The sequence below is a fragment of the Siminovitchia fortis genome (genome assembly GCF_007681465.1).
Lineage (GTDB): Bacteria > Bacillota > Bacilli > Bacillales > Bacillaceae_C > Siminovitchia > Siminovitchia fortis.
The window spans coordinates 84,017-104,487 of the sequence record NZ_VEKZ01000001.1; the positions used below are offsets into that span (position 1 = coordinate 84,017).

A 20,471-nucleotide genomic window follows, 5' to 3' on the forward strand; every position below is an offset into this window, starting at 1 on the left:
TCAGGCCCTTTTTTGCTTCTTTGGCAAAAGCGACTTTATTTTGACTACTATATTGTCCGGTGTCAATCCGATTTCATTCAGAAGCTCCTTGACACTTCCGTGTTCGATAAATCGGTCGGGAATACCGAGGCGGTCAATGAATGCATGGTGGTAGCCATGGTCATGAGCAAACTCCAAAACAGCACTTCCGAACCCGCCTTGAAGGACGGCTTCTTCAATTGTAAGGATAGGCATATGCGCTTGAAAAATGTCGTGCAGCATGGCTTCATCCATTGGTTTGATGAATCGCGCATTCACGACCTGAACGGATATGCCTTGTTTTTCCAAACGATTGGCTGCTTCAAGTGCCATGGGAATTGTCGTGCCGAATGTCAAAATGGCGGCATCTTTCCCCTTTCTCAACACTTCCCAGGATCCGATAGGAATTTTTTTCAACTCTTCGTCCATAGGCACCCCGCAGCCGTTGCCTCGGGGAAAACGCAGTGTAATCGGACCGTCGTCATATTTCAAAGCCGTGTTAACCATATGCTGGCCTTCGTTTTCATCTTTTGGCATCATTAAGACCATATTCGGCAAATTTCGTAAAAAAGCTATATCAAATACGCCCTGATGCGTCTCGCCGTCAGCACCGACAAGGCCGGCACGATCAACGCCAATAAAAACGTTCAAGTTCTGCCTGCTAATATCATGCAGCACCTGATCATAGGCTCTTTGCAAAAAAGTGGAATATATAGCCAAAAAAGGCTTCATTTTTTGTGTGGCCAGACCTGCTGCCATCGTAGCGGCATGCTGCTCCGCTATCCCGACATCAAACATCCGGTCCGGAAACTCGGAAGCGAAACCTTCGAGTTTCGAACCGACCGGCATGGCCGGTGTGATGGCTACAATGCGTTCATCCTTCCTCGCAAGCTTCCTGACGGTTTCACTTATCAGAGCGCTCCATGAAGGCGGAGTGTTGACAGGTTTAATAAAGTCTCCTGTTTCAATTTTATACTGGCCTGTCCCATGCCAAGTTCCGATTTTATCATGTTCAGCAGGGCTGTACCCTTTCCCTTTTTTTGTAATAACATGCAAAAGGACAGGGCCTTTTGTTTTTTTCGCATAGGCGAGGTTTTCAAATAATGCATCATAATCGTGTCCATCGACAGGGCCAAGGTAGGTAAAGCCCATTTCTTCAAAAAATATGCCGGAAACAAGCATGTATTTTAAACTGTCTTTCACCTTTTCGGCAGTGGCAGCCAGCTTCCCGCCAACAGCAGGAATCTTTTTCAGTAAATAATCAAGCTCTTCTTTTGCCCATTTATATTTCCCGGCTGTCCGGAGCCGTCCGAGAACATTATGCAACGCCCCTACATTTGGCGCAATGGACATTTCATTGTCATTCAGCACGACAATCATGTCTTTTTGTTCATGCCCGATATGGTTCAAAGCCTCCAAAGCCATTCCACCGGTAAGGGCTCCATCTCCTATGACTGGAATCACATAATTGTCCTCTTTTTTTACATCCCTGGCGATCGCCATTCCCATGGCTGCGGATAAAGATGTGGAGCTGTGGCCCGTTTCCCATACATCATGTTCGCTTTCCGACATCTTAGGAAATCCGCATAACCCTTTATATTGGCGCAAAGTATCAAATTGGCCGGCCCTTCCCGTCAAGATTTTATGCACGTAGGATTGGTGGCCGACATCCCAAAGTATCTTGTCTTTTGGGCTGTCAAAGCATTTATGGAGGGCGATGGTCAGCTCGACCACTCCCAGATTCGGACCGATATGTCCGCCGGTTTTTGATAATGTTTCAATGAGGAAGCGCCGTATGCTGGAGCTCAGTTCCTCCAATTGTTCCTTATTAAGATCTTTAAGAAAAGAAGGATCTTTAATTGACATGAGATCCAAAAGGATCACTCACTTTCGTTTCTTGTTTTTTTGCTTCGGCTTTTTCTTCTTATTGTCTTTAATAATTGGGAGATGGAGTCTTTCTTCAAGAAATTGCATTACCTTTCCCACATGAAAAATGATATCGCGTGAGTGGGTAATGGCAAAAGATTTGCCGAGCGCCTTTCCCCCTACTGTCAGTGCTGCAATAAGGCTTGTCAGCCCAACGTTGATTGCGTATTCGGCCGAAAGATTGCTGGACAGGCCGGCGCTTTGGGCGATTTGGATAACAACAAGCGCGGAAGCCGTTCCGCTGATGATGCCGGATATGTCCCCTATGACATCATTGCAAAAGCTTGCCACACGGTCGGCATTCCTCACAATCCGGATGGAATGTTTAGCGCCGTATATCTTTCTTGAAGCCATTGAATGGAATGGCGTTTCATTTGCAGCAGCTGCAGCAATCCCAATCATATCAAAAAAGATCCCGATTAATACAATAAATAGAACAACAAGAAGGCCATAAGTCCACGATAACCCAATCAGGACACCGTTAGAAGCAATTGAAAAAATAGCCGCTAACACAAAAGTGATAACGGCAATGCTAATACTCCATTTTATGGAATTTTTTATCAATTCATTCATAACAAACGTTCATTCACCGTTCTTCTTCATTAACTCGGATGGTCATAAGAAGAGTAAAAATTACGGCTTAGGTCCAGTAGGTTTTCCCAGACAGGTACCGTATGTCGCCATGACGGCGGTTTCCCTTTAAACCCATCTTGGCATTGTCGCCAAATGCCAGACTGGATTGCCACTTAGTCCGCACTATAATCCCCTTCATATGTCCCTTGGAACAGTCTAGGAGATTTCCCCAACAGCCTTTAACCTGGTTCCTAGCCTCTTTTGCAAAACTGATTTCATATGGGCTGAAGAAAACAGCACCGATGGCCAACCGGGCCGCCTTCTTATAACCATAATCCCCTCATGTTTCACTCAAGGCAGGCTACGCTGCTAGTGATGCCCTTCATCACGTTGCAGGTCTATACTTCGCTTTCGAGCAATGCATTTAAGCCAGCCGAACAAAGCGAAGCCTCCGCGGTAAAAGGGTCTACGCCCACATGCCTTTGCGGATCGCCCTTATACCTTTACTCCCAGCTCCGACCCAAGGCTGGGCTCCTCAAGCCGGAACAAGGAACTTCATCGATGTGCCCTTTAGTGAATTTTTAGGCTCACCTTCAGAACCGGTAGGCCGACTAGAATACTGCACCATCCGATAATCTGCGTAAAATTATATCATAACCGGTGTTTCAACACAAACATTAGTATTAATGGGTGCGGTCGGCTATCAGGTCGGTGATTCGACTCAGTATTTCAGTATTTAAATTTGTTTGGCCAAGTGCTTTCTTCGCCTCTTTTATGTGGAGGGAAAGATGCTCCTTGGCACCTTTAAGTGTAAGTACCGACGGGTATGTGCTTTTATGTCTCCCGGTGTCACTTCCTACCGGCTTTCCCATCAGCTCCTCATCCCCAGTCACATCCAGAATGTCATCACTGATTTGAAAACTCAGCCCCAAATGGTGCGAAAACTGTTCAAAACTTTCCATCTGCCTGCGGTCTGCACCGCCTATGGTGGCTCCTGCGAGAACACTGAACGTCAAAAGCTTGCCGGTTTTATGTGTATGGATATATTCCAGTTCATCTATGCCGAGTTCTTTATTTTCACCTTCCATATCTGCAACCTGGCCTGCGACCATACCTTCCGGCCCTGCACATTTGGACAGTAAATGGAGCAGCTCCACCTTTTGCCCGTCTTGCAAATATTGATCCCCGGAGATTAACTGGAAGGCGAATGTCAGGAGTCCATCGCCTGCCAAAATAGCCATCCCTTCACCGAACACTTTATGGTTTGTCAGCTTTCCCCTTCTAACATCGTCATTATCCATACTCGGCAGATCATCATGAATCAATGAATAAGTATGGATCATTTCCAAGGCAGCAGCCGTTGACAGACCGGCAGCCGTATCTTTTCCGAATGAGTCTATCACTGCAAAAAGAAGAAGCGGCCTGATCCTTTTTCCTCCGGCATCAAGGGAATATGCCATTGCTTCCTTCAATTTGGGCGGAGTATCGAGCTTGGAGATGCGATTCTTCAATTCTTTGTTTAAAATTTCCTTGTGTTTTTCCATGAAGATATTTAAAGTATCCGTCAAGCTTGATCCTCCTCACTGACATAGAATTCCTCTTCACCGTTCTCTGTTAAAACTTTCGTCAATTTTTCCTCGGCATATTTTAGCTTATCATGGCAGGCTTTGGACAGCTCCATCCCCTTTTGATATATTTCAAGCGCTTCTTCCAATGGAATGTCCCCTTCTTCCAGCCTTTTTATGATCATTTCAAGCTGCTCAAGGGCTTCCTCAAAAGTCAGTTTCCCGCTCATTCTTTCGCACCCTCTTCTTTGTTATCGATTGTACAATATAATCTTCCATCCGCCAGTGTCAACATCAATGGATCTCCGATTTCTGCCTGCCGGACACTTTTGACCAGTTTTCCTTCTTCCGTATGCGCTATATTGAAACCTCTGCGAAGTATACTTAATGGATTAAGCGCATCAAGCGTAGCCGTTTTTCCCATAAACTCAGTGATTTTCGCTCTTATGGCCGCACGCATTTCCTGCTGGAGCCTCTTTTCAGCTCTTGCAGCCCTTTCCCTATTCACTTCCACGAGAGCAGAAGGATGGTTTCTTGCGAGTCTGTCCCGCAGCTCTGCATAACGGCTGTTCTTATGTAAAATAATATGGTTATGCGCTGCGTTAAGAGTTTCCTTCCTCTGATCAAGCAGCTGCCATTTTTGCTCATACAGCTTGTGCGGGTTCCTCAAAATATATGACTGCTCCATGTAATTCAATTGATTGCGCCTTGTTTTGATGATAGTTCCCATGGCTTGGTAAAGCCGGGTTTTGCGCTGCAGAAGCTGCTCCATGAGATCTTCAATGTGAGGGACTGCCAATTCGGCTGCCGCTGTCGGAGTAGCAGCCCTGAGATCGGCAACAAAGTCCGCTATTGTCACATCTGTTTCATGGCCGACAGCCGAGATGACAGGGATGCCGGATTGAAAAATAGCCCTGGCCACAATCTCTTCATTAAATGCCCATAGCTCTTCCATGGACCCTCCGCCGCGTCCGACTATCAAAACATCGGCGACGGTCTCTGCATTTGCTCTTTGGATTGCATCCGCTATCGACTTTGAAGCATTTTTCCCCTGTACCAGGGCAGGGATGACCAGTATCTTTCCCAAAGGATAGCGGCGTTTGATCGTGGTGATAATATCCCGTATTGCTGCACCTGTCGGGGATGTGATAATGCCGATCACCTTTGGAAACGCCGGTATGGGCTTCTTGGATTCCTGTGAAAACAGCCCCTCTTTTCCAAGTTTTTCTTTCAACTGCTCAAAAGCAAGAAAAAGCTCGCCTATTCCATCGGGCAGCATCTCCTGCACATAGATTTGATATTGGCCGCTCATTTCATAGACACTTACGTTCCCTCTGAGAAGAACGTGCATGCCATTTTCAGGGATAAACTTCATTCCGGAAGAAAACCTGGCAAACATGACGGCCATGATCCTGGCATCTTCATCTTTCAATGTAAAATACATATGCCCGCTTGAGTGCCTTTTAAAGTTGGAGACTTCTCCCTTTACATACACCTGCTCCAAGTGGGGATCTGCATCGAATTTTCTTTTTATGTATTTTGTTAAAGCTTTTACCGTCAAATATTGCGGTTTTCTCATATCCAAACTGCCGCCTTTCGCGATTCAACAAAAAAGCTGTCCCTTTGTTATAGCTGACAGCTTTTCTACCAGTTCACCTTATATTCTACTATTATTTAATTGCCATTGCGATCATTTAAACGATTTTGTGCCGATTTCACTGTATTGTACAACAGCATTGTGATTGTCATCGGGCCAACCCCGCCGGGAACAGGCGTTAAATAAGCTGCCTTGTCTTTTACGTCTTCAAAGTCCACATCTCCGCATAATTTGCCATGCTCATCTTTATTCATGCCGACATCTATGATCACTGCACCTTGTTTAATATGTTCCGCTTTGACCATTTTCGCTCTCCCGACGGCAGCAACCAATATATCTGCCTGTTTTGTAAAAGACTGCAAATCACTTGTTCTTGAGTGACAATATGTGACCGTGGCATTTTCATTCAACAGCAATTGCCCCATCGGTTTCCCCACGATATTGCTTCTGCCGATGATGACAGCATGCTTGCCTTCAGGGTTGATTCCAATGTATTTTAGCATTTCCATGACACCAAATGGGGTACATGGCAAAAATGTATCTTGGCCGGTCATCATTTTTCCAATGTTAATGGGATGGAAGCCATCAACATCTTTTTCCGGGGAAATGGTTTCTATGACTTTTGTTTCCGAAATGTGCGGAGGGATCGGGAGCTGGACCAATATCCCATGAATGCTGTCATCAGCATTCAATTCCGTAATTTTGTCAAGGAGCTCTTTTTCACTGACATCAGCGGGATATTCAATCAATACTGATTCCATTCCGATGGCCCTGCAGCTTTTTTGTTTGGATGTCACATAGGTTCTTGAGGCAGGATTATCCCCTACCAAAATGACCGCAAGTCCAGGTTTCATTCCTTTGGCTGTCAATTCAGCTACTTCTTTTTCAAGCCCTTTTCTAATTTCCTGCGATATTTTTTTCCCGTCGATCAACTCGGCTGTCATTGTTGGCCCTCCTTTTCTACTCTTCTCCTTTGATTTTCGATAATATTCCATTTACAAACTGTCCCGATTTTTCATCTCCGAATGTTTTTGCCACTTCAATCGCTTCATTGATGGCCACATTTGGAGGAACTTCGGTAAATTTCAATTCATACGTGCCGATCCGAAGTACATTCAAGTCAACCTTGCCAAGGCGGTCAATGGACCACTTTTTCAGACAGCGGCTGATTTCTTCGTCAATTTCTTTTAAATTGGCGGCAGTACCAATAATCAAATCCTGCAAAAAGCCATCGGATTGTCCTTCCTGCAGTACATTCTCCAGAGCCTCTTCGGGAGGAATGCCGCTCATATCTATTTGAAATAAAGCCTGTAAAGCTTTTTCGCGCGCTTCTCTTCTTTTCATTATCAAAAAAGCTCCTTTAATATAGGCATTTGGTGCCCTTTGGGTTTTTCTTAGTTTACCACACAAGAAGAAAAACAAGCATTCGGTCCACCATTTAAAAATGCCAAAGGGGTTTCACCTTTGGCCTGGTCTATTCCGTCTCAAATTCTTCTTCAGATTCCTGTTTGCCTTGATCGAATGTCACACCAACAATATGAATATTCACTTCTTCAACTTCAAGTGCCGTCATGTTGAGCAATGCCTGGCGGATATTGTCCTGCACTTTTTGGGCGACGGCCGGAATGGAGACGCCGAAATTCATCAGACAAAATACATCGACAATGATTCCTTCTTCCGAAAGTTCCACCCGGATTCCTTTTCCGTGGTTTTTCTTTCCAAGCCTTTCAACAACTCCGGATGCAAAGTTGCCCCTCATTTGGGCGACGCCTTCCACTTCAGAAGCGGCAATACCGGCAATTACTTCAATCACTTCAGGGGCTATTTCAATCTTGCCATAATCTTGGCCGTTTTCCTGCGTCATTTCAAGCATGGTTAATTTTTCTTCCATTAAAAGCACCTCCGGTTTATTTTTTATTCATGACAGGATGCAGTTCCAGGAACTTTGTGTTGAAATCTCCGCCTACAAACGTTTCATTTTCAAGAAGCTGCAGGTGGAAAGGAATCGTCGTGTAAACCCCTTCGATGATGAACTCCTCAAGCGCACGTTTCATTCTCGCAATGGCTTCTTCCCTTGTGGAACCGTAGGTGATCAGTTTGGCAATCATGGAGTCGTAGTAAGGCGGGATCGTATAACCAGGGTATACACCTGAATCCACACGTACTCCCATGCCTCCCGGGGGCAGGTACATCTCTATTTTCCCTGCTGAAGGCATAAAGCCTTTTTCAGGGTTTTCAGCGTTGATCCGGCATTCAATAGACCAGCCGTTAAATTCGATTTCTTCCTGTTTCACGGACAGCTCTTTGCCTGATGCAATATAGATCTGCTCTTTTATTAGGTCAATCCCTGTCACCATTTCGGTAACGGGATGCTCTACCTGAATTCGCGTGTTCATTTCCATGAAGTAAAATTCCTGATTTCTGTGGTCAAAAATAAACTCCACTGTTCCCGCACCGGTATAATCAACCGCTTCTGCCGCCTTTACAGCTGCCTGCCCCATTTTTTCCCGCATTTCCGGTGTCAGCGCGGGCGACGGAGTTTCTTCCAGCAGCTTTTGGAGCCTCCGCTGGATGGAACAGTCCCTCTCTCCCAAATGGATAGTGTTTCCATGGGTATCAGCCAGCACCTGGATTTCAACATGGCGGAAATCATCGATATATTTTTCAATATACACCCCTGGGTTTCCGAATGCGACAGCAGCCTCCTGCTGGGTGATTTCAATTCCTTTGATCAGCTCTTCTTCCGTTTTGGCCACACGGATTCCGCGGCCCCCGCCGCCTGCTGTGGCTTTGATGATCACGGGATATCCGATTTCCCCGGCTATTTTCTTTGCTTCATCCATTGTTTCAACAATTCCGTCCGATCCGGGTACAATCGGCACACCGGCAGCTTTCATCGTTGAACGGGCCACATCCTTCGTTCCCATTTTCGTTATGGCTTCCGGGCTGGGACCGACAAATATGATATTGCACTCGCGGCAAAGCTCTGCAAAATCCGCATTTTCCGCCAAAAACCCATAGCCGGGGTGAATGGCGTCACATTCCGTCAGTTTGGCTACACTGATGACATTGGCCGAGTTCAAATAGCTGTCTTTGGAGACGACCGGCCCGATGCAATAGGCTTCATCCGCCAACTGCACGTGCAGCGCCTCTTTATCGGCTTCGGAATAAACAGCGACTGTTTCTATGTCCAGCTCCATACAGGCACGTATGATACGGACGGCAATTTCTCCCCTGTTTGCAATTAAAAGTTTTTTGATCATGTATTTCGCTCCTTACTTGGGCTCAACTAAAAATAGCGGCTGGCCATATTCTACAAGCTCTCCATCCTTCACAAGTATTTCCGCTATTTTCCCTTCAACTTCCGCTTCAATCTCATTGAACAGCTTCATCGCTTCAACAATGCAAACGATGGAATCCGAAGTGACTTCTGAACCAACTTTCACATATGGATCGCTGTCGGGAGAGGGAGCCTGATAAAAAGTTCCCACCATCGGTGAAACGATTTTATGTAAGTTGCTTTTTTCAGCTTCCTGTGCCGGTGTCGCTTCGGCTGCCGGTGCTTCCACCGCAGGCACTTCAGGTGCGGCTTCCTGGCGGATTACAGGCTGCGGTGCCTGAACCTGCTCTGTCACATAGCGAACCGTCTCCTCAACAGGTCTGTTTACTCTTTTTTTCAATTCGATTTTTGAGCCATCATGTTTATAGACAAACTCCTCAATGTCTGATTGATCAATAAGTTTTATAATTTCGCGGATTTCCTGAATCTTCAGCATACACGACACCCCTTAAAAATTATGAGTAGCTCTTAATATCATAATATAACAAGATATATAAATTCAACGACGACAGGGTTAATATACAGAAATAAATAGTAAAAATCAATAGAAAAAGCGAAGGGCGGCCGATTAGGGGCGACAAGCTCAGCAAGACGGCAAGGCCAAAAAGAAAGACGGACAGGAATCCTCCCCTCCGCCAATTTCCTATTTCGTTTGAAACTCGACTGTGGCAACTGTATGTGTACCGACTTCCTCCCTGACCACCTGAAGGATACGGGCTGCATCTGCCCGGGAATGCTCTTTGGCTTTAACCGTAATGAGCATTTCATCATTTTCCGTCCGGACCAATGCATCATCGTATCCAAGAGACTTGATGAGGCTTTCTAAAGTCTTCTCCTTTGTTTCCATTGCTTGCAGATCCTGCATTTTTGTATATAGTTCATTTTTCTCCTCGGCAGTCAAATCGGGAGAAGCTACTTGAGCCGTTAAATCTGCTATTTCCTTGCTTCGTTTATCCTGGACTTCCAGCCGGACAGCCTCAAAGGCCTCGTCTCCCGATGCCTCAGTGATCACCTTCATGTCTTTATCACTGGCTGCCATATCATCCGCAGCCTGTTCTTTTCCACCAGTTGCCAAGTCATTCTTGGCCGGATCGGATGTGACATAATATACGGACAGTACCACGACAAGGCTCAGCATGGTCAGGAGCCAAACTGTCTGTTTTTTCAAAAGCATTATGAATCCCCCTTTGACTTTTTCGGCATGACAGCCACTTTATGACTTGGAACCTCAAGACCTCTTGTTACCGCCTCTACAATCCATTTTTTTACCTGAATATTTTCGGCTCCGCCGGCTACCACAAGGACACCTTTAACTTCCGGCTTTCTCGTTTCGAGAACAAACGGAACCTCTTTGTCCCCTTCCTTGATCAGAACAAGCTGCTCCTCAGTTGATTGATCTTCTATTTTTCTAGTTCCGCCCTCTTTGTCTTCTTCCACTGTTGTTTGATTTTTTAATGTCAGGTTTTTTTCCAAGACTGTTTTTTCGGTAGCCTCCACATTTACAATAACGGTCACATCATGTACGCCCACTATTTGCTCAAGAGCTTCTTTCAATTGATTTTCATATTGATTTTCCAATTCTTTCATGCCGTTTTCGGAATCCTTTTTTCTCCCAAAAGCTTCTTCATCATCAGCACCGGCTTCCAGTTCTTTCATCGCTGCTATTGAGTCTTTTTCTTCCCCCGTTTTCCATAAATCGGAGATGATCATTAAAGCCGCACCCACAAGCACAAGAATGAGAACGTAAAACAATTTATTGTTTTTCTTTTGTGAAGGATCTCCCTTAGTGCCTTCTGTCCATAAACTTTTCAACCAATCAAGAGGACCGTTATTTTTACTCATGGATCACCGGTTCCTCCCTTCGCCACCAATTCTATTTTCGATTCTGGCACGTCCCATTCGCTCGCGAGCGTGGACCTGATCTTTTCATCCCGGCCGGCTTTATCATTACCCGGCGGGTCCTTAATCTGGATTGAAACTTGCTCCACCTCGGCCACCAACTCTTTTTTCGACATAGGCTCGATATGGACCGTTATTTTTTTAATAGACTCTAAAACGCTTTCCGGATCCTGCGCGGGAGAAGAAGTACTTGATATATCGATATCGGTTATGGTCATGCCATGACTTTCAATCATCTCCTTTTCAGCTTTCTCTTTAAGTTGGACAGCCATTTGCTCTAATATATATGCATGCTGTGATGTTTCTATTTCTCTTTTTTTTTCCTCAGCTGTTTTTTCCAAAGCAATGCCCGGATTACTCTGACTGTTTAAAAATGAATCCAGGGCCTTATCAAAATCATTGGACAGAAATTTAAATATGGGTGTTACGACAATGGAGATCAACAGCAGCCCCACAACCAGCTTCACATATTTTTTCATCGCCGAATCCGGAAGGAGCATGTCCACAATCATTGCCAGCAAAATAAAAATGACGATATTGATTACCCATTCCGAAATTATCTGCACGAAGCTCCCCCCTATCAGCGAATCATCATAGTAACGTTCCCTGATGTAATGACAATGGTTATGCACAGGAAAAACATAAAAGAAACAATTGCCAATGACGCAAAAACATACATCATGCATTTGCTGATCGCATCAAGACAATTAATAATGGGACCGTCGCCGACAGGCTGAAGCAATGCACCTGCAAGCTTATAGACAAAAACAATGATCAGTATTTTCACCGAAGGAAAAGCGGCAATCATCAGGATGATGGCGACCCCGGCCAAACCGACTGTATTTTTTATCAGTACGGAAGCAGTCAATACAGTATCTGCTGCATCCGTAAACATTCTTCCCACGACCGGCACAAAATTGCCGGTAACATATTTTGCAGTTCTGATCGCGACACCGTCTGTAACTGCCGTTGCCGTCCCCTGAATGGAAATAACGCCCAGAAGCACGGCCATGAATGCGCCAAGAATGCCTATGCCCGCTTTTTTTAACAAGTTGGACAGCTTCGTCACCTTATAATTTTCATTTAACGCGCTGACAATCCCCAAAAGCAAAGCCATAAACAAAAGAGGCAATACAACGGTTTGTATGAGGAGACCGCTCGTCTGGATCAAAAAGATCAACACAGGGTGAAAAAATGCAGCAGAAGTAACGCCGCCCGAGGAGGAGATCAATGCGAGAATGAGCGGAATCAGAGCATAAATGAACTGTGACATCGATTCAATTGCCGCCACCGCATAGTCTGCCGTGACCCGGAAACTGTTGAGGGCAATGATAATAAGGACCATAAATACAACCGCATAGGCAACTTTGGATACGGAACCTTTCTCAAATGCAGTGTGCAGCGATTGCAAAAATGCACTGAAGGTTGTCAAAAGCAATAGTGTTCCGAGAAGCTTTCCATTCATTGTCAGCTCCTGAAAAGCAAATGCCGCGATGCCCCGAAACCACTCCTTTATGGAAAAGGACTTCTCTCCCTTTAAAAATTCAAGAAGCGTCCCCCTCTGGCTTTCAGGCAAATATCCCCCATATTCATCCATGATGCCTTCCCAAAATCCGCTTAGTTCCTCAATTCCCAGCGTTTCGATCTGTTCATCCACCATTTCTGTGATGATATCATTTGATGATTTTTCCTCCTGTTCTGCCTGGGCGGAGACGCCTGTGAAAATGACGAAGCAGAATAAGAACAGCTGGATTGTTTTCCGCATACTCTTCCCCTTTCGCATATCACGCTGTTACCTGACCGGCATCATGTTGATGATGGTGTCAATCAGAACAGTCAAAATGGGGACAGCCAAAGCCAGGATGAGTATTTTCCCTGCCAATTCAACTTTTGCCGCCATGGCTCCCATTCCGGCATCTTTGCTTATATGTGAAGCGAATTCAGCAATATAGGCAATCCCGATTATTTTTAGTATTGTTTTTACATACATCGTATTGATGCCTGCATTTGCAGCCAAAATTTCAATGGTCGAAATGATTCCATGTATCTGGTCGACAAGAAATAAAAAAATGGCGCATCCCGTGAACAGGATCAGCAAAAAAGCGAATGTCGGCTTCTGCTCTTTGATGATAAGGGCCAAGAAAGTGGCGATGAGGGCGATGCCCGCTATTTGCAGTATGGCAATGGCCGCTCCCTCCCGTCATTGAAATAAGAAGACCGATCTTATTTTTTGAAAAAGGCCATCGACAATTGTGACGACCATGAACAAAATATAGATAAACCCGAACAAAGTGACCCATTGGGCATATTCCTTTTTCCCGACCTGGTCAAGAATTGTATGCAGAAAAGCAACAACGATGCCGACTCCCGCTATTTTGAAAATCACGTCCACATCAATGCCCATCATCTAACCTCCCATCCTTTAAAAAAGCAGGATAATAAACAACAGTCCGGATAAAACGCCCAGGCTTTTCATGATTTTTTCGTATTTCTTCTGCTTCTCCCTTGCTTCAGACTCTTCCCTGTCAAGATGGGTGACAGCAAGCAATATTTGTTTTTGCTGGGTGTACCGGTCATGCCGTCCAAGACTTTCCCCAAACTGCATCAGGATTTCATATTCTCCAGCTTTCATGTCCGTGTCATGCCATATCTCATCGAGACTTTCCTTCCATGCAGACTTGACTACTGCATCCGTTTTGGAAAGCTTTTCGGAAAAAATTTCATATAAGCGTGCAGCCGGTTCAGGCATCTGCAAAGATATTTTTTTTGCAGCTTCCCCAAGGGGCGTATGGCTGTACATGATTTCTGCATCCAATGCCCGCAAGGAGTCTTTAATGATGCGCAGCTGTTTCGGCCTGCGGGTCAAATGGCTCGAGGCTTCAAATCCGGCCCATGTTGTCGTTCCGATGATGAGCAGGGCTCCGATCAGTTTAAACATGGGCGCTCACAACTTGTCCGTTTTGGTCCTTAATGGAAACGACGGTGCCAGGGCCATCATTCCGCGATAATTCAATAAAGCGCTGAAAGACCTGCTGCTCAATGATTTCCCTTAGCAATGGCCGTTTTATTATTTCTTCCAAGCCATTTCCATGGGTTGTCATCATTAAGGTAATACCGGCATTGACTGCTTCCATGATGGCTTCCTTATCTTCCCTGCGGCCAATCTCGTCCACAATAAGTACGTCGGGGCTCAGCGCCCTGATCATCATCATCATCCCTTCTGCTTTCGGACAAGCATCAAGCACATCAACCCGTGTTCCAAACTGCAATTGAGGTATTCCGTGCATACAACCGGCTATTTCGGACCTTTCATCGACAATTCCCGCTTTCATGGCAGGAATCCGGTTTTTTGGGCAGCCGGTGGATACGATTCTCGCAAGGTCCCGCAGCAATGTTGTTTTCCCTGTCTGGGGAGGTCCGATGATCATTGTATGCTTCCATCCCTCGTTATATATAAAAGGGATGAAACGCTCAGCCGCCCCGATTTTTTCCCTGGCGACCCTTATATTAAAAGAAGCCAAATGCCTCAGGGCCTTTACCCTGCCTTCTTCCAATATGGCTTTTCCGGCAAGCCCGATCCGGTGTCCGCCTTCAATCGTGATATAGCCTCTTCTCAATTCTTCATCCAACGTATAAAAAGAGTGGCCGGCCAAATTGCTGATCAGCTGCTCCGCATCGCTTTGTGTAAACAGATAAGGCAGGCAGCTTGTCACTTCCCTTGCAGTCACTTCCACCTGCCGGTTGACCCGGAGACGGATCTCTTCTATCCCATCTTTCGTTTCATCGGGCAGGACATTGATTAGTTTGGAGATCTCAGTTGGCAGGATGCGAATGATATTTTCCAATGCGACCCTCTCCCACACTTCTTTTCTACCTAATATGTATTCGGCCAGGCTTCAATTATGACCAGCCGCTTTTACGGATGGCAAAGAAACGCCGGGGGAACCCTTTATAGTGCGTGTTCAAAAGTTGCCAAATTAGAAGCAAGAAGGTCGAGGCGGCGCAGTTTCGAGCAGCGGAATGTATGCTTTTAAATACATGAGTAGCGGAGAAACAAGCCAACGAAGAGATTCGCAGCTTATCATTTGGTGACTTTTGAACATCCTCTTATAAAAATTGATCAAGCGTATCTCTCACTTAACGTGATATAGTAGTATTAAGTTTAATGAAAAGCAGGTGCACATTTTCATGGGAAAAGATTCTGATAAAAAAAGTGTTGTTCTGATCGGATTTATGGGGGCAGGAAAAACGACGGCGGGTGAACTTGCCGCAAAAAAATTGAACCGGAGTTTTATAGATATCGACCAGGAGATCGAAAAAAAATTTGGAATGACAGCGACAGAGATTTTTAAGAAGCATGGTGAAAAAGCCTTTCGTACATATGAAAAAAATATCATTGAATTAAAAACAAGCGGGAAGGGGCAAGTGATCTCTCTCGGAGGGGGGGCATTTATAAACGAAGAGACAAGGAAAACATGCCTGGCAAATACTGTTGTCATCTTTTTGGATATATCCTGGGAAGCCTGGAAAAACCGCTTTGAACAGCTTGTTGAAACCCGTCCGGTTTTGCAGGGGCGCGATTTAAACGAGATAAAGGAATTATATTCGGAGCGAAAGCTTTTGTACAATAATCATCATTTCCACATATTGACAGACAATCTATCACCGGAAGAAGTTGCGGAGAAAATAGTTGACATATATTCAAATTCAACCTCCGACTAAAACGAGCCCTAATTTTACAAGATTAAAAAACAACATCAGGCGAAAGAAAACAAAAGCACTTTCTTTCGCCTGATGTTTTAGACACGCCCTATTCTGCAGCCATATCTTCCTTCAACATGGCAATCAATTGCCTAAGCCTCCTGACCGGAATTTGGCCGGGAGCCGATTCCTTCACTCCCGAGCCGAATGTAAGAATGGAACCGTACGACCAGCCAATGATCCTGCTGATAGCGCCAAGGCTCCCCATAGACATCGTAATCAGGGGTATATCCAATGCCTTGCCGGCATTGTTCGTAAGCTGAAGCAGCCTCAAAACATCACCTTCCGTTTTGGGCATGACGGCGGCCTTGGCAATATCCGCACCATAAAATTCGGCAAGGAACAGCTTCTTCATTATTTCTTCTTCAGAAGGAGTACAATTAAAATTATGATAAGACAGAATCAGTTGTTTACCATGTTTTTGTGAAACCCGTCTCAATTCCTTTATATTGGCAGAATCACTGGAAACCTCATAATCAACCAAGCTGATGGCATCATTTTTGCAAACTTCACTGATCAGCTTCATTTTCTGCTCTTCCGACAAAGAAATCTGCTGGCCGCCCTCATGAATCGAACGGATGGTAAAAAGAAGCGGCAAATCGCTTTTTTCGGCGATTCCTTCGAGAACGGAGAAGACGTACGGAAGGTCATCCAATTTATGTAAAAAATCCGCTCTCCATTCGAGCATATCCGGTTTTTCAGGCAAAACCAGATCAATCTCATCCATGATTTCCTCTTTGTTCTTCCCGGTTAAGGGCGTACAGATATAAGGGATCTTCTGTTTTTTTAAAATTCCGTCCAAGCTTATTCCCACCTCTTTAAAACCATCAAAAACCGCGGGATGACCCGCGGCTGGAGCTAATGCGATTATGCCCTTGAAACATAGGAACCATCGGAAGTATTGATGACCAATGTGTCCCCTTCGTTTACAAAGAAAGGCACCTGGACAACAAGCCCGGTTTCCATCGTAGCCGGCTTGGAGCCTCCAGAAGCGGTATCCCCTTTGATTCCCGGTTCCGTTGCGGTTACCTTAAGGTTTACCGTATTTGGCAATTCGATCCCAAGTGTTTCACCGTTGAACATGATGATATGGACTTCCATGTTTTCCAGCAAAAAGTTCAATTCATGTTCAATCTGCGAGGCGGGAAGCTCGATTTGTTCATATGTCTGCTGATCCATAAAGACATACTGGTCTCCGCTTGAATATAAATATTGCATCTTTTTATTGTCAATTTGCGCTTTATTCACTTTCTCTCCCGCACGGAATGTCTTTTCAGCGATGGCCCCTGTACGGAGATTCCGCAGCTTGGAGCGGACAAATGCAGCTCCTTTTCCCGGCTTGACATGCTGGAACTCAAGGACCCTCCATATCCCGCCGTCAACCTCAATTGTCAATCCTGTTTTAAAATCATTTACCGAAATCATCTTACTGCCTCCCAATGCAAATTATAAAATAAGCAATTCTTTTGTTGAGTGTGTCAGCCTCTCGCTGCCGGAATCGGTGATCAAAATGTCATCCTCAATCCGGACCCCGCCCAAATCGGGCAGATAGATACCCGGCTCGACAGTTACCGTCATGCCCGGTACCAGCTTCGTCTCCGACCGGGGGGACAGTCCCGGCCCTTCATGAACCTCAAGGCCGATTCCATGGCCCAAAGAGTGGCCAAAGTACTCTCCATAGCCATGTTCGGAAATCAAGTCCCTTGCAATCGCATCCGCTTCAACGCCCGTCATGTCCGGTTTTATTTTCTCCACCGCTTCCATTTGTGCCTCAAGAACGATTTGATAAATCTCTTTGAGCCGTTCGGAAGGCTCTCCGACAGCCACTGTCCGGGTAATATCTGATACATACCCTTTATGCAGCGCGCCGTAATCCAAAGTGACAAAATCACCCGATTCGATCACCTTTTCACTTGCCACTCCATGGGGCAGCGCGGATCTTGAACCGGAAGCAACAATGATATCAAAAGACGAAGAGGTTGCCCCGCATTTCCTCATGAAAAATTCAAGTTCGTTGGCGATTTCAATTTCACGGGTTCCCGGCTTGATATAGTCAAGAATATGCTTAAAAGCCGCATCCGCAATATCCGCCGCTTCTTTGATAACAGCAATTTCGCTTTCCGTCTTTACCATGCGCAGTTCTTCGATCAGGTCAGACACCGGCACCAATTCAGCCTGCAGACCTTCCTCAAACTTCATCCATTCAGAATAAGTCACATAATCCTGTTCAAAACCAAGCTTTTCAATTCCGTGCTTTTCCGCTTTTTCAGCTATTTCCTCAATGATTGACCCGCTGTGCCGGATCACCTCATATCCTTTGGCCTGGGTTTCCGCCTGTCTGGTATACCTGAAATCGGTAATGAAATACGCGGCATCACTTGTAATCAGGGCAGCTCCCGCCGTGCCCGTAAAATTTGTTGCGTACCTGCGATTATACGGGCTTGAGATTAAAAGTCCGTCAATGTCGAGTTCAGCGAAATACCGACGTATTTTTTCAATTTTATTCATTATTATTCTCTCCCTGAATATAAGCTCTTTCCCTTTGAAACAGGGCTTCTGAAGGCTAGAAAAAATAGGATTATTCTGGCATAAACAGTTTAACATAAAAGAATGGAAAAAACATGAATAAACCTCGTCATTGTTTCAGCTTCAGCTGCTTTAAATAAATAAATTCCTCGTATTCGTAGGATATTGAATACCCGATAAAAACCCCATATAAAACATAAGCGCATAGTCCGGTCAATATTGAATTGATATCATATTTTAATAATGACTTCGTTCCGGGAAACAACGGATACAGGACAAGAAAAACAAACAGGAACAATATAACCCCGTAAGCAGCACCCCACCAAAATGATTTTCTTTTTCTTAACGTCCCATAATAAAGAAGCGCTGCCAAGATGGAAACAAGTCCATATAATAAAGCGGCCAGCAGTATTCCTGCCCAGCCGTCCTTCCAACCGCCGTTCCAGGGAGCAAGAATGACTCCAGGAGTAATCTCAGTAAAATTCAAGTAATATACTGTGTATCCTAACAGACTTCCAAAGACCCCTGCAATAAACCCTGTGACCACTGCCATCGTAATAAGCGGAACCGCATAATAATTTTTTTCTTCCATGATAACCACCTCATCCATAGCATGTCCTTTATGTCTAATTTGTTTCATAAAGCTTTTTTGTCTGGTTATATTTACATTTATTTAGTAAAATATAGTTAGATACTTACTCAGAGGCTTTACGGAGATTCGAATTTTCAATGAAAGACATACTATAAATACGTTCATTTAACCCTGGGTGATTGACGTCCAGGGTACAATTATCAAACAAAAGCGGCAAACAGCCGCTCAGGCGAATGAAGACGCTCTTCCCCCGTTTAAAACATAGTTTCTGGTGGAAAAGGAAAGTGAGGATCATTTCATTTAAATCTCAAAACTGATTATGTATAAAGGATGTTCTTTTTGGGAAAGATATCCACTATTCCCGAGGAGGTGGCGCTCTTGAAAGCACGGAATTGGATCATAAGCGGAATTTTCATTTTTGCTGCAATTGGACTTGGCTCCTACTTAATAAATAACCCTGTTGGTTTATTTAAACAGATCTTATTTATGGGAGCGGCTGTTGCTTTCGTATTTATCATCTACCGGATTTGGACAAATAGATCCCAAAGCGGCAGAGAGAAAAATGCGTTTGCGAGAGCAGCGAAACAATCCAAAATGCGGGCGAAAAAACGAAAGTCCGCATCGCAAACAAGCAACCATTTTCGAAATCGACCGCTTCGCAGACGGTCGACTGCCCACTTGACTGTAATAGAGGGAAAGAAAAGCAAGAAAAAAGACAGAGCCATATTTTAATCTGTCTGCCAAGTGGGATACTAATATGTCCATGATTTTAAGAACTGCTCAGCCCTTGCCCGCCCTTTTCTCAAAAGGGCTTCTTTTTTTTCCTCGTTTATAGTAAATTCCGCAGCAAATGTTTCTTCTGTTGGAATAAAAATAATATTTTGTTCATGTTTTCTCGAAATATATTTTGCGTCATGAGCATCTTTCATCGTATGAAACAATGCTTCAAATAGCTGCAGGCCATTATTAATCGTTCGTTTTGGCTGCTGTTCCATACGGTGGCTCAATTTAATGCCAATAACAGGCCTCAATTGCTTCTGATTTTCCTTTTGAAAAAGCCAGATTGGAAAATTGCTCAATATCCCCCCATCCACGATGATATTGGTACCGCTGAGCGAGCGCAGTTTGACCGGTTCAAAAAAATACGGGATGCTGCAGCTCATCCGGATGGCACGCGCGACCGGATAATTTTCCTTCGGTATGCCGTACTGCTCCAGGTCATCCGGCAGAACAAGCATCCTCCCTGTTGACAAATCGCTGGCAATGACTTTCAGTGTTTCAGGCGGCAAGTCTTTAAACGTATAAATCCCTTTCTTTGCCAACATCTTGCCGAGCCATTCCTCCAGCAGATCTCCACGATACAAACCCATTCTGAAATAGAGCAACAGCCATCTCGCCAGATGAAATGGCAAAAACGTTTTCCTCTGGTCCAGGAAATCATCCATCTCCATTTCCTTCATCATGTCCGCCATCTCTTTGCTGGTATACCCGGCAGCAATCAAAGATGCGATGATGGCCCCTGCACTCGTTCCGGCCAACCTTTTAAAGGTAAAGCCCCTCTCCTCCAACACTTCATATGCCCCGATCAAAGCGACCCCTTTGATTCCCCCGCCGGAGAATACGCCGTCAATTTCCATTTTTTGTGCCGCCCTTCCTCGTGTTGTCTCTATATTG

Annotated in this window: 25 protein-coding genes; 2 read left to right on the forward strand and 23 right to left on the reverse strand. The window is 45.0% G+C overall.

The genetic code is table 11. From position 1 onward, the window contains the following. The 18 genes from dxs to spoIIIAA form a co-directional block, all read right to left on the reverse strand. Positions 1-1,884: a 1-deoxy-D-xylulose-5-phosphate synthase gene (gene dxs / locus FS666_RS00460; RefSeq protein ID WP_390614528.1), complete on the reverse strand. Its 1,884-nt coding sequence runs from the start codon at positions 1,882-1,884 to the stop codon at positions 1-3. Between the two features lie 18 nt (positions 1,885-1,902). After that, on the reverse strand, positions 1,903-2,517 hold the full coding sequence (locus tag FS666_RS00465) for a hypothetical protein (protein ID WP_120068368.1): 615 nt from the start codon (positions 2,515-2,517) through the stop codon (positions 1,903-1,905). 683 nt (positions 2,518-3,200) lie between these two features. Then, complete coding sequence (locus FS666_RS00470; protein WP_164876242.1) at positions 3,201-4,085, reverse strand: polyprenyl synthetase family protein; 885 nt, start codon at positions 4,083-4,085, stop codon at positions 3,201-3,203. Then, on the reverse strand, positions 4,082-4,312 hold the full coding sequence (locus FS666_RS00475; protein ID WP_144460238.1) for an exodeoxyribonuclease VII small subunit: 231 nt from the start codon (positions 4,310-4,312) through the stop codon (positions 4,082-4,084). Before FS666_RS00475 ends, FS666_RS00470 begins: the two co-directional genes overlap by 4 nt. After that, positions 4,309-5,661 carry an exodeoxyribonuclease VII large subunit gene (xseA, locus tag FS666_RS00480; RefSeq protein ID WP_120068377.1) on the reverse strand — a complete coding sequence of 451 codons (1,353 nt, stop codon included), beginning with the start codon at positions 5,659-5,661 and terminating at the stop codon, positions 4,309-4,311. The genes FS666_RS00475 and xseA overlap by 4 nt, the downstream gene beginning before the upstream one ends. Positions 5,662-5,756: 95 nt before the next feature. Beyond that, complete coding sequence (gene folD, locus FS666_RS00485) at positions 5,757-6,623, reverse strand: bifunctional methylenetetrahydrofolate dehydrogenase/methenyltetrahydrofolate cyclohydrolase FolD (RefSeq protein ID WP_120068380.1); 867 nt, start codon at positions 6,621-6,623, stop codon at positions 5,757-5,759. A 16-nt stretch (positions 6,624-6,639) separates the two neighbouring features. Beyond that, entirely contained in the window at positions 6,640-7,023 is a 384-nt protein-coding gene (nusB, locus tag FS666_RS00490) for a transcription antitermination factor NusB (RefSeq protein WP_120068383.1), read from the reverse strand. Positions 7,024-7,153: 130 nt separating this feature from the next. Further along, positions 7,154-7,570, reverse strand: coding sequence for an Asp23/Gls24 family envelope stress response protein (locus FS666_RS00495; protein WP_164876243.1), 417 nt, complete (start codon positions 7,568-7,570; stop codon positions 7,154-7,156). Between the two features lie 16 nt (positions 7,571-7,586). After that, on the reverse strand, positions 7,587-8,942 hold the full coding sequence (gene accC / locus FS666_RS00500) for an acetyl-CoA carboxylase biotin carboxylase subunit (RefSeq protein ID WP_144460236.1): 1,356 nt from the start codon (positions 8,940-8,942) through the stop codon (positions 7,587-7,589). A 12-nt stretch (positions 8,943-8,954) separates the two neighbouring features. Further along, on the reverse strand, positions 8,955-9,455 hold the full coding sequence (gene accB / locus FS666_RS00505) for an acetyl-CoA carboxylase biotin carboxyl carrier protein (protein ID WP_120068388.1): 501 nt from the start codon (positions 9,453-9,455) through the stop codon (positions 8,955-8,957). A 207-nt stretch (positions 9,456-9,662) separates the two neighbouring features. Then, the gene (locus tag FS666_RS00510; protein WP_120068390.1) at positions 9,663-10,193 is read right to left on the reverse strand and encodes a SpoIIIAH-like family protein; all 531 of its coding nucleotides are present in this window, start codon (positions 10,191-10,193) and stop codon (positions 9,663-9,665) included. Further along, a complete protein-coding gene (gene spoIIIAG, locus FS666_RS00515) occupies positions 10,193-10,861 on the reverse strand; it encodes a stage III sporulation protein AG (RefSeq protein WP_120068393.1) in 669 nt (222 codons plus the stop codon). The genes FS666_RS00510 and spoIIIAG overlap by 1 nt, the downstream gene beginning before the upstream one ends. Beyond that, positions 10,858-11,484: a stage III sporulation protein AF gene (spoIIIAF, locus tag FS666_RS00520; RefSeq protein ID WP_164876244.1), complete on the reverse strand. Its 627-nt coding sequence runs from the start codon at positions 11,482-11,484 to the stop codon at positions 10,858-10,860. Before spoIIIAF ends, spoIIIAG begins: the two co-directional genes overlap by 4 nt. A 14-nt stretch (positions 11,485-11,498) precedes the next feature. Next, the gene (gene spoIIIAE / locus FS666_RS00525) at positions 11,499-12,683 is read right to left on the reverse strand and encodes a stage III sporulation protein AE (protein WP_120068400.1); all 1,185 of its coding nucleotides are present in this window, start codon (positions 12,681-12,683) and stop codon (positions 11,499-11,501) included. Between the two features lie 27 nt (positions 12,684-12,710). Continuing rightward, positions 12,711-13,094 (reverse strand): stage III sporulation protein AD, encoded by a 384-nt coding sequence (gene spoIIIAD, locus FS666_RS00530; RefSeq protein ID WP_120068402.1) that lies wholly within the window; start codon positions 13,092-13,094, stop codon positions 12,711-12,713. Positions 13,095-13,118: 24 nt separating this feature from the next. Beyond that, positions 13,119-13,322: a stage III sporulation protein AC gene (spoIIIAC, locus tag FS666_RS00535; RefSeq protein ID WP_018705962.1), complete on the reverse strand. Its 204-nt coding sequence runs from the start codon at positions 13,320-13,322 to the stop codon at positions 13,119-13,121. Between the two features lie 18 nt (positions 13,323-13,340). Continuing rightward, positions 13,341-13,856 (reverse strand): stage III sporulation protein SpoIIIAB, encoded by a 516-nt coding sequence (gene spoIIIAB / locus FS666_RS00540; protein WP_120068406.1) that lies wholly within the window; start codon positions 13,854-13,856, stop codon positions 13,341-13,343. Beyond that, positions 13,849-14,763, reverse strand: coding sequence for a stage III sporulation protein AA (gene spoIIIAA / locus FS666_RS00545; RefSeq protein ID WP_144460234.1), 915 nt, complete (start codon positions 14,761-14,763; stop codon positions 13,849-13,851). Before spoIIIAA ends, spoIIIAB begins: the two co-directional genes overlap by 8 nt. Before the next feature lie 343 nt (positions 14,764-15,106). Between spoIIIAA and FS666_RS00550 the strand changes: the two genes are divergently transcribed. Then, positions 15,107-15,640 carry a shikimate kinase gene (locus FS666_RS00550; RefSeq protein WP_120068412.1) on the forward strand — a complete coding sequence of 178 codons (534 nt, stop codon included), beginning with the start codon at positions 15,107-15,109 and terminating at the stop codon, positions 15,638-15,640. Between the two features lie 88 nt (positions 15,641-15,728). On the opposite strand, the gene aroD is transcribed toward FS666_RS00550, so the two are convergent. From aroD to FS666_RS00570, 4 genes are all read right to left on the reverse strand, one after another. Beyond that, on the reverse strand, positions 15,729-16,481 hold the full coding sequence (aroD, locus tag FS666_RS00555) for a type I 3-dehydroquinate dehydratase (protein WP_144460232.1): 753 nt from the start codon (positions 16,479-16,481) through the stop codon (positions 15,729-15,731). A gap of 65 nt (positions 16,482-16,546) precedes the next feature. Further along, positions 16,547-17,104, reverse strand: a complete 558-nt coding sequence (efp, locus tag FS666_RS00560; protein ID WP_120068417.1) for an elongation factor P — start codon at positions 17,102-17,104, stop codon at positions 16,547-16,549. A 21-nt stretch (positions 17,105-17,125) separates the two neighbouring features. Continuing rightward, entirely contained in the window at positions 17,126-18,187 is a 1,062-nt protein-coding gene (locus tag FS666_RS00565) for a M24 family metallopeptidase (protein WP_144460230.1), read from the reverse strand. A 127-nt stretch (positions 18,188-18,314) separates the two neighbouring features. After that, entirely contained in the window at positions 18,315-18,797 is a 483-nt protein-coding gene (locus FS666_RS00570) for a YqhR family membrane protein (RefSeq protein WP_144460228.1), read from the reverse strand. 378 nt (positions 18,798-19,175) lie between these two features. On the opposite strand from FS666_RS00570, the gene FS666_RS00575 reads away from it, so the two are divergent. After that, positions 19,176-19,529, forward strand: coding sequence for an SA1362 family protein (locus tag FS666_RS00575; RefSeq protein ID WP_144460226.1), 354 nt, complete (start codon positions 19,176-19,178; stop codon positions 19,527-19,529). 20 nt (positions 19,530-19,549) lie between these two features. Here FS666_RS00575 and FS666_RS00580 read toward each other — a convergent pair whose 3' ends face one another. Continuing rightward, on the reverse strand, positions 19,550-20,434 hold the full coding sequence (locus tag FS666_RS00580; RefSeq protein ID WP_144460224.1) for a patatin-like phospholipase family protein: 885 nt from the start codon (positions 20,432-20,434) through the stop codon (positions 19,550-19,552). Between the last annotated feature and the right edge of the window lie 37 nt (positions 20,435-20,471).

Bases quoted from the DNA above. Each gene is read 5' to 3' on its own strand.
- dxs (WP_390614528.1), bottom strand. From the start codon at position 1,884: ATGTCAATTAAAGATCCTTCTTTTCTTAAAGATCTTAATAAGGAACAA.
- FS666_RS00465 (WP_120068368.1), bottom strand. From the start codon at position 2,517: ATGAATGAATTGATAAAAAATTCCATAAAATGGAGTATTAGCATTGCC.
- FS666_RS00475 (WP_144460238.1), bottom strand. From the start codon at position 4,312: ATGAGCGGGAAACTGACTTTTGAGGAAGCCCTTGAGCAGCTTGAAATG.
- xseA (WP_120068377.1), bottom strand. From the start codon at position 5,661: ATGAGAAAACCGCAATATTTGACGGTAAAAGCTTTAACAAAATACATA.
- folD (WP_120068380.1), bottom strand. From the start codon at position 6,623: ATGACAGCCGAGTTGATCGACGGGAAAAAAATATCGCAGGAAATTAGA.
- nusB (WP_120068383.1), bottom strand. From the start codon at position 7,023: ATGAAAAGAAGAGAAGCGCGCGAAAAAGCTTTACAGGCTTTATTTCAA.
- FS666_RS00495 (WP_164876243.1), bottom strand. From the start codon at position 7,570: ATGGAAGAAAAATTAACCATGCTTGAAATGACGCAGGAAAACGGCCAA.
- accC (WP_144460236.1), bottom strand. From the start codon at position 8,942: ATGATCAAAAAACTTTTAATTGCAAACAGGGGAGAAATTGCCGTCCGT.
- accB (WP_120068388.1), bottom strand. From the start codon at position 9,455: ATGCTGAAGATTCAGGAAATCCGCGAAATTATAAAACTTATTGATCAA.
- FS666_RS00510 (WP_120068390.1), bottom strand. From the start codon at position 10,193: ATGCTTTTGAAAAAACAGACAGTTTGGCTCCTGACCATGCTGAGCCTT.
- spoIIIAG (WP_120068393.1), bottom strand. From the start codon at position 10,861: ATGAGTAAAAATAACGGTCCTCTTGATTGGTTGAAAAGTTTATGGACA.
- spoIIIAE (WP_120068400.1), bottom strand. From the start codon at position 12,683: ATGCGGAAAACAATCCAGCTGTTCTTATTCTGCTTCGTCATTTTCACA.
- spoIIIAC (WP_018705962.1), bottom strand. From the start codon at position 13,322: ATGGGCATTGATGTGGACGTGATTTTCAAAATAGCGGGAGTCGGCATC.
- spoIIIAB (WP_120068406.1), bottom strand. From the start codon at position 13,856: ATGTTTAAACTGATCGGAGCCCTGCTCATCATCGGAACGACAACATGG.
- FS666_RS00550 (WP_120068412.1), top strand. From the start codon at position 15,107: ATGGGAAAAGATTCTGATAAAAAAAGTGTTGTTCTGATCGGATTTATG.
- efp (WP_120068417.1), bottom strand. From the start codon at position 17,104: ATGATTTCGGTAAATGATTTTAAAACAGGATTGACAATTGAGGTTGAC.
- FS666_RS00565 (WP_144460230.1), bottom strand. From the start codon at position 18,187: ATGAATAAAATTGAAAAAATACGTCGGTATTTCGCTGAACTCGACATT.
- FS666_RS00570 (WP_144460228.1), bottom strand. From the start codon at position 18,797: ATGGAAGAAAAAAATTATTATGCGGTTCCGCTTATTACGATGGCAGTG.
- FS666_RS00580 (WP_144460224.1), bottom strand. From the start codon at position 20,434: ATGGAAATTGACGGCGTATTCTCCGGCGGGGGAATCAAAGGGGTCGCT.